This is a genomic window from Pseudoalteromonas distincta, from assembly GCF_005877035.1.
Taxonomy (GTDB): Bacteria; Pseudomonadota; Gammaproteobacteria; order Enterobacterales; family Alteromonadaceae; genus Pseudoalteromonas; species Pseudoalteromonas distincta.
Genome location: NZ_CP040558.1, coordinates 704,207 through 717,242, shown reverse-complemented (window position 1 = coordinate 717,242; position 13,036 = coordinate 704,207). Strand labels below are relative to the sequence as shown.

The 13,036-nt window shown below is 42.9% G+C and carries 8 protein-coding genes (1 of these 8 only partly in view); 3 read left to right on the top strand and 5 right to left on the bottom strand.

Translation table 11 applies throughout. The annotated features are described in order from the left end of the window. Positions 1–3: 3 nt before the first annotated feature. From flgC to FFU37_RS03080, 4 genes are all read right to left on the bottom strand, one after another. Positions 4–435 (bottom strand): flagellar basal body rod protein FlgC, encoded by a 432-nt coding sequence (gene flgC / locus FFU37_RS03095; RefSeq protein WP_002959429.1) that lies wholly within the window; start codon positions 433–435, stop codon positions 4–6. A 5-nt stretch (positions 436–440) separates the two neighbouring features. Then, positions 441–848: a flagellar basal body rod protein FlgB gene (flgB, locus tag FFU37_RS03090; RefSeq protein ID WP_002959431.1), complete on the bottom strand. Its 408-nt coding sequence runs from the start codon at positions 846–848 to the stop codon at positions 441–443. A 145-nt stretch (positions 849–993) separates the two neighbouring features. Beyond that, on the bottom strand, positions 994–1,824 hold the full coding sequence (locus FFU37_RS03085) for a CheR family methyltransferase (RefSeq protein WP_138488696.1): 831 nt from the start codon (positions 1,822–1,824) through the stop codon (positions 994–996). A 20-nt stretch (positions 1,825–1,844) separates the two neighbouring features. Further along, entirely contained in the window at positions 1,845–2,777 is a 933-nt protein-coding gene (locus FFU37_RS03080) for a chemotaxis protein CheV (RefSeq protein ID WP_002959434.1), read from the bottom strand. A 140-nt stretch (positions 2,778–2,917) separates the two neighbouring features. Between FFU37_RS03080 and flgA the strand changes: the two genes are divergently transcribed. The 3 genes from flgA (at position 2,918) to flgN (ending at position 4,446) form a co-directional block, all read left to right on the top strand. Further along, positions 2,918–3,625 carry a flagellar basal body P-ring formation chaperone FlgA gene (flgA, locus tag FFU37_RS03075; protein ID WP_007581857.1) on the top strand — a complete coding sequence of 236 codons (708 nt, stop codon included), beginning with the start codon at positions 2,918–2,920 and terminating at the stop codon, positions 3,623–3,625. Positions 3,626–3,701: 76 nt separating this feature from the next. Then, positions 3,702–4,022 (top strand): flagellar biosynthesis anti-sigma factor FlgM, encoded by a 321-nt coding sequence (gene flgM, locus FFU37_RS03070; protein WP_002959436.1) that lies wholly within the window; start codon positions 3,702–3,704, stop codon positions 4,020–4,022. Next, entirely contained in the window at positions 4,015–4,446 is a 432-nt protein-coding gene (gene flgN / locus FFU37_RS03065) for a flagellar protein FlgN (RefSeq protein WP_039484691.1), read from the top strand. The genes flgM and flgN overlap by 8 nt, the downstream gene beginning before the upstream one ends. Before the next feature lie 147 nt (positions 4,447–4,593). Here flgN and FFU37_RS03060 read toward each other — a convergent pair whose 3' ends face one another. Next, a protein-coding gene (locus FFU37_RS03060) for an Ig-like domain-containing protein (RefSeq protein ID WP_175413885.1) crosses the window boundary here: on the bottom strand, positions 4,594–13,036 show its 3' portion. Its footprint extends 18,701 nt past the window's final position; 8,443 of the gene's 27,144 nt are visible here — the last part of the coding sequence; the start codon falls outside the window, past its right edge — the gene reads right to left on this strand; it ends in the stop codon at positions 4,594–4,596.

Below are 13,036 nucleotides of genomic sequence, written 5' to 3'. Positions count from 1 at the left end.
CGGTTACCGCTGCCCTAGCAACAGTGTTTTACTTAGCATTTGCTTAGCTGCATCAGCAACTTGCACGTTTGTTTGGTAAGAACGAGAGGCAGAAATCATATTTGCCATCTCCTCTACAACATTAACGTTGGGTTTATAGATATAGCCATTTTCATCCGCACTTGGATGGTTTGGGTTATATTCAATTTGCAATGGCGCATCGCTTTCAACAATGCCCAAAACTTTAACACCAACTGCGGAGCCCTGCTGGTTACTTACTGATGCTGAAGCCTTTGTTAGCTCAGCCGCAAATACAGGTTGGCGCGCTCGGTACGTTTTGTCTTGAGATGAACTAATGGTGTTAGCATTAGAAATATTACTAGCTGTAGTATTTAAGCGAACGTTTTGTGCGCTCATACCCGAACCTGCAATATCGAAAACATTATATAAACTCATAATTTTTATCCTTGACTACCGAGAGCTTTATTCAGGCCTTTAAATTTGCCGCTTAAAAATTGCAAGCTGGCCTGATACTCCATAGCATTCTGTGTATACAAGTTTCGTTCCACTTGTATATCAACCGAGTTACCATCACCAGTATCTGATTGATTTGGCAAACGAAATGATTCTGAACTGCCCATACTATGAGTACCTCCACCAATGTGTTTATCATTAGTTCTTACCATAGTATTGCCGCTTTGCTGGGTTGACCTTGCCGCTTTTAAAGCAGAGGCAAAATCAATATCTTTTGCTTTATAGCCAGGCGTATCAGCGTTAGCTATATTAGTTGCAATTAATTCTGCTCGCTGTGAACGGATCAACATGGCTTGCGGATGCACACCTAATGCTTTATCAAAACTGATAGCCATAACCTTCTCCAAAAAATTGACTTACCCATTAATAAAGCAAAAAATAAGCCATTAATATTAGGGCATGCTATATTTTTATAAGGCTATGTATCTAAATAGAAAAACGACGCTAGGTGCGTCGTTTTAGGGAAGGGAGTTAGCTTAATTACTTCTTTTGGTAAATAATACCAGGGTTGCACCTAACCATATCAAATTCAGTACTTAGGCCAGTTAGGGACTCTGACGCGCCTAAAAATAGGTAACCGTTTGGATTTAACGCTTGTGCAAACTGGTTAATAATTTTAGCTTTTATTTCAGGCGCAAAATAAATTAGTACATTTCGGCAAAAAATAATATCAAACTTGCCCATTAACGCGTAAGAATCAAGCAGATTTAAATGCCTAAAACTAACTTGTTTTTTTATTGTATCGTTTACTTGTGCCATACCGTTGCCGCTGTCTTTAAAAAACTTTTTACGACGCTCTGCAGATAACCCTCTGGCGAGTGCCAGCGCGTCATACTCTGCATTTTTACACATATCAAGCATGGTATTAGATATGTCGGTACCGATAATTTGTGCCCCCATACGAAGCACACCTGGTTGCTTAGCATTAAATTCAGCAACCGACATAGCTATTGAATAAGGTTCTTGGCCTGACGAACTGGCAGCAGACCAAATTTTTAAAGGTCTTCTTAAATCTTTAAATTCAGGGAAAAGCTTGTTTTGGAGTAACTCAAATGGGTATTGATCTCTAAACCACAAAGTTTCGTTGGTGGTCATTGCATCAACCACAGCGGCTCTTAATTGCCGCTCATGAGGCCCGAGAGTTTTACTAACCAATTCCGATAAAGATCCCACATTAAATCGAGTCATTAACGGAGCAAGTCGGCTTTTAACTAAATACTGTTTATTTTCACCTAAAACAATGCCGCATTGCTGCTCTAAAAACGAACGAAACTGGTCGTATTCACTTTGCTGCAAATCTTTATTATTCAAGTTAGTAGCACCTATTTTTGTTAATCACAATGAACCCACTTTTTAACCGCTGTTGCTAATTCATCTGGGTTAAATTTAGCAATAAAGTCATCTGCCCCTACTTTTTCAATCATCGCTTGGTTAAAAACACCACTCAAAGAGGTATGCAAAATAACATGCAAAGGTGCAAGTTTGGGATCTGCTTTTATTTCAGCTGTTAAGGTATAGCCGTCCATTTCTGGCATTTCAACGTCTGAGATAAGTAATGCTACTCGCTCTGTAATATCATTTTTACAATCAAGCTCTGCTATTTCTTTAAGCCTAATTAAAGCTTCCTTACCATTTTTAGCAAGCTCTGTTTGAACACCTAGCGGCTCTAAGGCCCGTTTAACTTGATTACGCGCAACAGCAGAGTCATCTGCAATAAATACGATACGTTCGCCTAAATCTCTTTGAATATCGCCACTTTGTGCAACTTCAGCACTTACTTCTGTGTTTACTGGACAAATTTCGTTGAGAATTTTTTCTACATCGAGAATCTCGACTAATTCATTTTCGATTTCGGTCACTGCCGTTAAATATGAATAACGTCCGGCGCCTGATGGCGGTGGCATTATTTTTTCCCAATTCATATTTACAATGCGTTCAACTCCGCCCACTAAAAACCCTTGCACAGAGCGATTGTATTCAGCAATGATTATAAAGCTGTCTTTAATGTTGTCGATTGGGCGCCCACCTACAGCCATTGATAAATCAATAACCGAAATGGTTTGACCACGAATATGTGCAACACCACGAATATACGGATTAGATTTTGGCATGCTTGTTAGTGGAGGGCATTGCAGCACTTCTCTCACTTTAAATACATTAATACCAAAACGCTGACGCCCTCTGAGCTTAAATAAAAGTAATTCTAGGCGGTTCTGCCCAACCAACTGTGTGCGTTGGTTTACTGAGTCTAAAATGCCTGCCATTCAAATCTCCTAAAGAAAACAAATAATACGGAACGATAATTGCTTTCTATTTATAAAGCTACATAACATCGCGGGTGCGTCTACTTTTTGACGCAAAATATTTATACCCTGTTTGAAACCATAAGCATAGTCGAAACATTATGAGTTTGTTAAAAAAAATCAGAAGATACAGTGTTTTTTATTTTGTTACTAGCTTGTGCTTTGTATTCCCTTTGCAAGCTAAAGTGTTTAGTAAAGATTTATTACAAGACATGGCCGTTGCTTACATAGCTAAGCAAATTGGTACATTACAAAATACTAATACTCAATTAAGTGCTCTGCCTTTAGACAGTCGCATTCCTGATCGTGTCTGTAATACAGAGCTTGAATTATCAACATCCGATGAGCCACCATTTAACCGCCAAGTAACCTTACAAGCCAAGTGCAATGATGCGCAAACGTGGGCTCAATACGTTCATGTAAGAGTTGTTGAAATGGCCCCAGTTGTTGTTGCCACTGCTAATTTAACCCGCGGTGAAGTAATAACTAAATCGCATTTAAGTATTGAAATGAAACCAACTCACTTTGTACGAATACAGTACTTAGACGATCCCACAATGCTAATAGGTAGTAGAAGTAAACGAAATATTAGAAGTGGTATGCCAGTATTACTAAACCAAATTTGCATGGTGTGTAAAGGTGACTCTGTTAATATTTACGCAAACCTGAGGGGTCTTAGAATTAAAACCACAGGTATTGCTTTAGAAGACGGTACTTTGGGCGAACAAATACAAATAAAAAACAAAAAATCAGGTAAAGTTTTAAATGCGCGAGTAGATGGTGTAGAGTCTGTTCAGGTGAATATTTAATTTAGATTTATACTAAAGTATCCTACGTATATGCCGATAACATGGCATAAGTTGGGTAATATACGGGTTTATTATTATGGTTAATCAAGTTAATGGCAGTAATCAACAAGCTAATGCGTTAACAAATGCAAAGCAGCAACAAGTTGATTTAAAAAAAGATAACGCAAATACACAAGCTGCTCAGGCCCCTTCGCCTAAAGCTGCAAGTGATTCTGTAAGTTTAACGCCGCAAGCGCAGCAATTAAAAACGCTTCAAGATAAAGCACAGCAATCGCCTGGCTTTGACAGCGATAAAGTTGCTGAGCTAAAAAAAGCAATAACTGAAGGTAAATACCAAGTGGACAGTGAAAAGCTTGCTAAAAACTTAGCTGATTTTGAGTTTAACGTGTATGGCTGATCATAATAGTTTAATTAGCGTAAAGCTAAACCAACAAGTAAGTTGTTTAGACTCTTTACACACGCTATTAAACGATGAGCTTACTGCTATTGCCTCACGACGTGGTGCTGGTCTAAAAGAAATTGCCCAACAAAAAATGTCTTTTTTAACTAAGCTAAGCACTCTAGATAAAGAGCTAAGTAAGCTAATTGCCAGTAACGATACACAAAGCCCTGAAATATCTGAGCTAATAAGCCAAGTTAAAACTCAACTTGCACAATGCCAAAAACAAAATAATGTTAATGCTCATGCTGCCCGTCAAGCGCAACTTAGTGTTAAACAATTAAAAGAGATATTAATTGGCGCACCAACGTCAATGACCTACGACCAAGCCGGTAAATCTGTAAATACCGAGAGTAAACTGGTTCGTAATCTAAAAGCGTAAGCCCAAAATTTTACATTAAAAAAGCCTTATTGATAAATCAATAAGGCTTTTTTAATGTCCTTTGTTCTTAAATTTCGTTATAAATAATATCAATTTGCTTAATAATGTAAGCCCCCTTAAAAAATAATTAAGAGGGCTTTATTGATATTAAATATCCGTTTGATTATTACTACCTTCAATTAAGTGTTTAATCATCTCTTCCGATTGATTTTGTACATCAACCGCAGGTGCTGCTGCATCAATGCTTCCCCCACTTTGAGCTGGAGTATAAGCAATTGCAGAGCCTTCATCCTCAACCAGTGTATTTAGCGCTATAAGCTGCTCTGCATCTTCGTTAATGATTACGTCATTAATGTTAAGTGGCTCCGCCGAACTCACTTGCACCGTTTGCTCAGGTGTTGATAGACCACTCAAGTTACCTAAATCAATCGTTTCAGTGCTTAATACGTTGTTGCTTGAAACTTCATTAGGGGTTGTATCGCCTAAAGCCGACTCCTCACTAAATGATTCAGGGATTGTGTCGCCGGAAGCAGCGCTTGCACTGCTTCCTGCGCTAGCAAGTTGTGGGTCGTTTCCTTGGTCAATAATATTGTCATTAATATCCTTAATTAAATAATTACCGGCTTCATCAACTGTGATAAAGCGATAATCAGACCAAGAACCTAAATCAAGAACTGATAATAATGAACTCCAATTTCCATTCTCATCAGGTTGAATTTCTCTAGCGCTTTCTAGCACATTTAAGTTTAGGTTTAACACCTCAAGGCCAAGTAGGTTTGCTCCTACAACATATACACTATTTCCTTCTTCTACTGTGCCTTCTGCAGTTAAACCTATTCCTAGTAAGCCCCAGTAATAGTTAGACACTTCGAAGTCTACCGGCGTTGAGTCAATCACTAACCCAGATAAGCTTCCACTTGAAGTAACATTTCCAGATTCATCAGTAGCGGTAGCCGTTACAGTGTATGCTCCATCAAGTAAGTCATTGTCTGGTGATACGCTCCATACACCTGTCTCACCCGCTGTTGTATCCTTGGTTACCACAGTACCGCTTTCATCTATAAAACTTACGGTAATATCTTCATTTGCTCCTGCGGTACCGGTGATCTTAGGTGTGCTATCGGCTGTTAATTCTAAACCAGAGTTAATTACTATGCCTGAATCAACTATGCTGCTTATTGATTGCTCGCCAATATTACCTGCATTATCAAGTACGCTTACATCAACGCTGTAATTCCCTTCACTAAGAGGCTGCGAAGCTGTAACAATCCACGACCCGTCTGTGTTTACTGTTGTTGAAACATTGTGTGTTTCACCTAGTGCGTCAGTAAACATCACCATAACTGCAGCTCCCGCAAAACTTCCGGTTACCGAGCCTGTAATAGTCGGTGTGGTATCTTGGCCTACTGCAATAGAGTCTATAAATACAATAGGTGCTGTGTAATCAGTACTTGAAACCATGGTATCGCTTGATGAGTTTCCTGCAGCATCACTAACTGTTGCAGTAGCAGTAAAACCGCCTTCACTAAGCGGCGTAACAGCTGTGACTGACCAAGTTCCGTTACCTGCCACTTGCGCAGTTAATGTTTGCGAATCACTATTAGCATCAGTAAGTACTACGCTTATGGTTGTACCTGCTGGAGCATCACTTGTACCTGTAATTGTTGGCAGTGAGTTATTCGTAACTGCAAGTTCATTAACTTCAATTGTGGGCGGTGTTAAATCAACTATGCCATCAAGGCTTGTAGAGCTTGTAAGGCCAAAGTTTTCGACTGTCGCATCAACTGTAAAAGCACCTTCAGCTAGTGGCGTGCTCGGTATTAATGTCCATACAACACCAAGTGCTTGAGTGTTATAGGTTGTTGCATTACCACTGCTATCTGTAATAACAACTTCTACATTACCGTTTATTACGTCGGTAGTACCACTAATAGTAGGGGTTGTATCGCTTGTATCTATTATTGGATTGATTAGTAGGCTCGGTAAAGTGGTACTAACAGTGCCAGTTTGCGTTACTGTGGCTATATTTCCAGCATCATCAATACTAATGGCTTCTATGGTTAAATCGCCCTCAGCAAGTGCAGGTGCAACAATAAGCCACGTGCCATCGCCTAATACCGTTGTGGTAACTTCAAAAAGTGTATTTGTAGAGTCAGTAATGTTAACCGTGATTAAGCTACCGGTTTCTTCGTCACTGGTGCCAGTAATAGTTGGCGTTAATGTATTAAGTACACCAAAGGCGTCTATCCCTAGCGCTGGTGGAATGGTATCAATCGTCACTTGCTCAGTAGCAGACTGGCCTAGATTACCCGCAGCATCAGTAATACTTGCAAATACACTATATATACCATCAGGTAGGCTCGTGGTTAATAACGACCATGTTCCATCACTCCCAACAAGGGCATCAAATACTGTTGCGTTGCCGTTACTATCAATTACAGTTACATCAATGTCTGTACCCGGAGCCTCCTCTGAAGTACCCGAAATAGTGAGTATGTCAGTATTGCTGATGCTCAACGGTAAAATATCTACCACAGGTACTAACGTATCAACAACAAACTCGAGCGTTTGTGTTACTACATTGCCGGCATCATCAGTGATACTCACGTTGGCAACATGCTGCCCTTCAGTCAGCGCATCAACCTCCAGTGAAAATAGCCCTGCTGCATTCACTGTTGTTGTTAGTACTGAGCCTCCGTCCAGCTGAATCTCTACCACGCCATTAATTAAATCACTGGTCCCTTGAATAATTGGAGTAGAATCTGACGTTGTACCAATCACTTGCAAATTAAGTGTTGGCGAGATGGTATCTACTACACTGCTTAGCAGCTGTGTAGCTGTGATCCCGACTTCACTTAATACATTTACAGTTACAGTAAACACGCCCTCAGCAAGTGATTGAGGAACCTGTACAGTCCATGAATTATCTGCCTGCACTATAGCAACCAAATCTTGTGCTATGTTATCGCTATCTACCACTCTCACTAGCACTTCGGTGCCTGGGGCTTGGTCGGTCGTACCGCTAATTATTGGTAAATCACCCTCGCCAGCTACAAAGTCAACCACCGCATTAAGTAACGGCGTTGAAGCATCTACATCTGCAGTCGTAATAGTGGTGGTGTTACCCGCTTCATCAGTTGCGGAGGCTTCAACAACTGATAAGCCAATAATATTAACCGCTAGGCCTAATAACTCCCAATCACCATTGGCATCGGTGGTTACATCGTAAGTTAAGTTAGCCAAATCACCTGCTAATTCTAAATTAACGGTGACTGTTTTACCTTCACCTAAATCGGAAGTACCAGATAAAGATACTAGCTGTCCTAATACGAACGAAGGCACAATAGTAAGCTCTGGCCCTACTGTATCTACTTCGCCACCTGTTTTACTATCAACAGAGGTATTTCCTGCGCTATCAGTAATCGTTGCCGAAACACTGTAAACCCCCTCTGCTAATACGTTGTCTGCAGCGGCTTGCCAGTCTCCATTAGCATCCGTTTGTACGGTAATTTGATGCGATGCGCCAGCTGAGTCAGTAAACGTAACGAAAACGTTTGTATTTGGCTCGTTTGATATGCCACTAATTAATGGCGTGCTGTCTTGGGTAAGTATTAATGAACTTTGATCAATACTAATTTCGGGAGCAATTGTATCAATGGTTGCTGTATTTGTTGCATCCCCGGTATTACCCGCGCTGTCAGTAACAAATACTTCAACTGAATAATCTCCTTGTGATAGAGAGCTAGTTGCCTCTACAGACCATACACCACCCGTTTGAACTGTTGTATTTACAGCATGCTTATTCCCGAGTGCATCGGTAAATACCACAGCAACAGCATCACCCACATTGGCACCTGTCACACCTCCAGAAATACCCGGGGTTAGGTCTGTACTTCCAACAATATCGTTAATGGTCACAACAGGTGCTGTTATATCAACTTCCCCTGTAATACTTGTGTTTACAGGATTACCTGCAGTATCTGTTGTTGAAGCTAAAACCGTGTAAGTGCCCTCGCTCAACTCTGTACTTGCAGCGACTGACCATGTGCCATTTGCACCAACAGTAGCATTAACCGTTTGCTCTACACCTAAGCTATCTGTAATTAAAATAGCGACTATGGCGCCTTGTGGAGCTGTAGTTGTGCCTGAAATTGTTGGCGTTGTATCATTTGAAATTGTAAGCGGTGTAATATTAAGGGCTGGTGGAGTTAAATCGATAACACCGCTACCTGTTGTATTACTCGTTAAGCCTCCTTCAGTTACACTTGCCGAAACAGTAAATTCACCTTCAGGTAGAATATCTGTCGCATCAACACTCCAGATCCCACCTACCACAGTTGTAGTTACAGTATGTGAAACGTTATTAACGTCAGTTATAACAACCGTGATTTCTGTGTTATCTGCCGCACTACTTGTGCCTGATATTGCTGGTGTTTGATCGTTTGTATCAATAATTGTATTAATATTAATTGTAGGCGCATTGGTATTTAACATTGCGGTACTATTTGCAACTGATTCATTCCCTGCGGCATCAGTAACACTTGCAGAAACTGCAACTTCACCATCAGTCAGTACATCTGTAATATCTACAGTCCAAGCACCACCTGCACCAACAATAGTTGTGTAAGTCTCGGTACTATCTCTATCGGTCACAGTTACTGTAATACTCGTGTTTTCAGGTTCATTGGATGTGCCTGAAATAGTTGGCGTGCTGTCATTAATTGTACCTAATGCGTTTATAGTAATACTTGGTGCTTGAGTATCAATAAAGCTCGAGCCTGTATCCACTCCTTGATTGCCAGCATCATCGGTAATACTTACCTCTACATCATAATTACCATCAGGCAAACTTGGCGCTGTAACTTGCCAATCGCCGTTAGCATCAACTATTGCAGTTAAAGTATGTATATCACCGTTGCTATCTGTAATGACTATATCGACCACCGTATCCTGTGGTTCAGTTGAAGTACCATTTATAACTGGTGTCTCAGTGTTAAATACAGTTATGTCATTAAGTACAATAACAGGTACTTGGGTATCAATTGTTAAATCAATAGCCGTGCTGCTGGTATTATTAGCATCATCGGTAACACTTACTTGAGCCGTATAATCACCATCAACAAGTGCTACGGGGACATCTACTTGCCAATTGCCATCAGTACCCACTGTTGCTGTTAGTGTTTGACCGCCGATAAGGATGGTTACATCAGCACCAATCTCATTACTCGTGCCTGAAATTGTAGGGGTTGTATCTATTGTCGCGTTAACTTCGTTCACAATTAATGAAGGAGCAACGCTATCTATTTCACCTTGAGCCTGCTGCGTTGTTAAATTACCAACACTGTCTCTAACCTCTGCAACAACAGTGTATTGACCTTGCGCTAGCTCTGCTGGTACATCTGCTGACCAACTGCCACCGGCTTGAACTGTCGCAGTAAACGCTTGGCTTTCTCCTTCACTATCAGTCACGGTTATATTAATTACAGTGCCTTGCCCCATATCGGTGGTGCCGCTAATTACTGGCGTACTGTCATTAGATAAAGCATCAACACTAACGGTTAATTCTGGTGCTACGTTATCAAAATCAAGTGTATTGATTGTTCTGACATTACCAGCGGCATCCGTTGCACTGGCAGTCACATAGGCAAGGTTTAGTAAAGGTACTGTTATGTTTGCAAGCCCCCAGGTACCATCAGGATTTGTCGTTGCTGTATAAGTTGCGCCAACTAACCCACCAACTAGGTACTCTGTAATAGTGATTACAGAGCCTCCCGGTAAATCAGAATCCCCCGAAAGAGAAACTAAATTACCTAATAAAAACGATGGAATAATTTCAAGTTCAGGAGCAGTTACATCCACTTCGCCACTGTCAGTGCCGGTACCTGTGTTGCCTGCGGCATCGGTGATGCTGGCGCTAACGCTATAATTCCCTTCGGCTAATGTGCCTGTTGGTGTCGCACTCCAGTTACCATTGGCATCGGTTTGTACATCAATGCTTTGCACTGCATTCGCTGCATCTGTAAAGGTCACCGTGATGGTGCTGTTAGGTGCATCACTGGTGCCTGTCACTGTGGGCGTGCTGTCGTTGGTGAGTACTGGCGCATCTACACTCACACTTGGTGCTGTGGTATCAATGGTGCCGTTGCCGGTAATATCGGTGCTGTTACCTGCCACATCGCTAATACTTGCTTCGATGCTGTATGGTCCTTCAGCCAATGCAGTCGGTACTTCTATAGAGAAGTTGCCGTCTGCATCCACAGTGGTGGTGAACGTTTGTGTATTGCCTTGATCGTCAACAATCGTGAAGTTAATAACCGTGCCTTCAACCGCATCGCTTGTGCCACTGAGTGTCGGGGTGATGTCATTACTTGAGCCTGGGCTGGTAAGTACAAGTGTCGGTGCAATGGTATCTATTTCACCTGCGCCTGTGGCGATGGTGTCGTTGCCTGCCACATCTTCAACACTCGCGCTAATGGTGTATGCACCTTCTGCGAGTGCTATCGGTACAGGGATTGACCACGTGCCATTGGCTAGTACGGTGGCGCTCATTGTTTGCGCTGCGCCGCTGCTGTCGGTGACAACAATGGTTACTTCACTGCCTTGCGGTGCATCACTGGTACCTGCAATTGTTGGCGTGGTGTCGTTGCCTACACCATTGTCTGTAATAACAAGGCTCGGACCAGTAAGGTCTATCTGACCTGTCTCGGTGGCGCTGCCGATATTACCTAGACCATCATCTACCTGTGCGGTGACAGTGTATTCGCCTTCGGCTAAATCAGTTGGTGCATCGACACTCCATACCCCACCCGTTACGGTCGTATCAACAGTCGTAATATTCCCTGCACTGTCTTCAAACGTTAAGCTAATGGTGGTGTTATCTGCCGCATCGCTTGTACCATTAATGGTTGGGGTGGTGTCGTTGGTGTCAACCAGTGCATTAATACTAATGCTTGGGGCCGTGGTGTTGAGTGTTGCGGTTTCACTTAATGTAGTGGTATTACCGGCGTTATCACTAACGCTTGCTTCGATAGTGAGTGGACCATCAGTTAACGCGTTCGGTACATCCGCTGACCAGCTGCCATCGGCTTGCACTGTCGCGGTAAACGTTTCTGTATTATCTGCATCCGTGACGTTAATCGTTATAACCGTGCCTGCTGGCGCGTTCGATGTCCCGCTAATTGTTGGCGTGTTGTTATTCGTGGCACCGACTGTGTCTAACGTCAGTGTCGGCGCTAAGGTATCTAAGTTGCCTGTTTGTGTTGCACCACCGGTGTTGCCTGCATCATCGGTGATACTGGCTTGCACGGTGTAGCTTCCATCTGGTAATTCAGGGCTGGTTGCTTGCCAATCACCGTTTGCATCAACGGTGGCGGTGATTGGGTGTTCATCACCGTTGCTGTCAGTAATAACAATGTTTACAACGGTGCCTTCAGGCTCTGTTGAGGTACCACTAATCACTGGGGTGCTGTCGTTGCCAAGGCCCAGTGCATCAACGGTGACGATTGGCGTAATAGTATCCACATTACCACTACTGTTTGCTGTGCTCTCATTGCCTGCCGCATCGGTAATACTCGCGCTTACAGTAAAGTCACCTTGTGCAAGGGCACCTGGAATTTCAATGTTCCAGTGACCATCGCTGCCAACTAGGGTCTCAATCGTTTGCACAGCACCTGCGCTGTCGGTGATGGTGAGTGTAACAGTGCCACCAATTTCATTACTGGTGCCCTGAAGCTCTGGTGTTAAGTCGCTGACATCGCCTACGTTTTGAATGGTGAGTATTGGCGCTTGCGTGTCGATGGTACTGGTATCACTCACTGTAGTTTCATTGCCGACACTGTCGCGTACACTTACTTCAATGGTGCTTTGACCTTCACTTAATGGTGTCGCTGGTGTAGCACTCCAATTACCATCCGCATCAACAAGGGCGGTGATGGTTTGTGGGTTGCCATTGCTGTCGGTAACGACTATCGTCACTTGTGCCCCCTCACCTGCATCGCTTGTGCCGCTTATGATTGGCGTGTTGCTGTCGCTTTGTGCATCCACGTCAACCGTCAGCGTAGGCGGTGTATTATCAAAGTCATCTGAGCTAATTGTTCGGGTATTACCTGCGGCATCGGTCGCTGTGGCGATCACTGAGCCAACATCAAGTAACGATACATCCAACCCGACTAATGACCAGTTACCATCCGCATCCGTTGTAGTGGTATATGTTGCACCAATACCACCGCCTACCAGTTGCTCGGTAATAGTAATTTCACTGTCTGCTGGCAAGTCAGAGGTACCACTTAAGGTAACCAATAAACCAAGCTCAAAGGTCGGAGTAAAGGCAAGCGCCGGTGGGGTCACATCCACTTCGCCCGTATCTACACCTGTACCTGTGTTGCCCGCTGCATCGGTGATGCTGGCGCTGACGCTATAATTCCCTTCAGCTAATGTACCTGTTGGTGTCGCACTCCAGTTACCATTGGCATCGGTTTGTACATCAATGCTTTGAGTAGCATTTGCTGCATCTGTAAACGTCACCGTGATGGTGCTGTTAGGTGCATCACTGGTGCCTGTCACTGTGGGCGTGCTGTCGTTGGTGAGTACT